Genomic DNA, 644 nt, shown 5'->3' with positions numbered 1-644 from the left:
GAACGGCGGCGAGCGGCCGGACGGCCAGATCGTGATCGTCGCGGGCCTGCTGTCCGGGCTGCAGCGCCAGGTCACCCAGCAGGCCACCTCGTGGGCGATGTTCCAGCTGGAGGACCTGGGCGGCCCCATCGAGGTGCCGTGCTTCCCCTCGTCCTACCAGCCGCGCTCCACGCTGCTGGCCGAGCACGCGCTCCTCATCGTCACGCGCAAGCCGGACCGCCCACAGGACGTCGCGACGACCACGCCCCTGGACGGCCACCACCCCCCCCCCACACGCGCGCCCCGCCGCTCCGGCCCCAACGGCGAGCGCCGCTCACGATCGTGCCCCGCACACCGCCGCCGCCACTCCCTACCACGACCACCGACCCCCCTCCCCGCCACGCGCCCCGACACCCACGCGGACTCGAATGGACACGATGGGTCCCCCTCTACGCACGGCGACGGCTCTCATCGGCCGTCACCGCACTCCGAGGAAGAGGACGCCGCGTTCGAGACTGGAGCTGTCGCGGTACGGGCCAGGAACTCCTGCAACTCCCGATGCCGAAACTGATACGCCACCCCCACCGACCGCATCACCCCCACCTCACAACACCAATCCAAAAACCGTGCCAACCGCCACGGTAGCCACCGGTCACTGGCCCACA

1 protein-coding gene is annotated in these 644 nt (G+C 71.4%); it reads left to right on the top strand.

Annotation, left to right across the window (positions count from 1 at the left end; genetic code table 11):
* On the top strand, positions 1-550 hold a 550-nt coding region (locus HUX53_RS38135), incomplete at its 5' end, for a hypothetical protein (protein WP_217920386.1).
* Between the last annotated feature and the right edge of the window lie 94 nt (positions 551-644).

It is taken from the genome of Actinomadura sp. BRA 177 (genome assembly GCF_013372625.1).
Lineage (GTDB): Bacteria > Actinomycetota > Actinomycetes > Streptosporangiales > Streptosporangiaceae > Spirillospora.
Note: the sequence above shows the minus strand (reverse complement) of the source record. Positions and strands in the feature narration are given on the sequence as shown.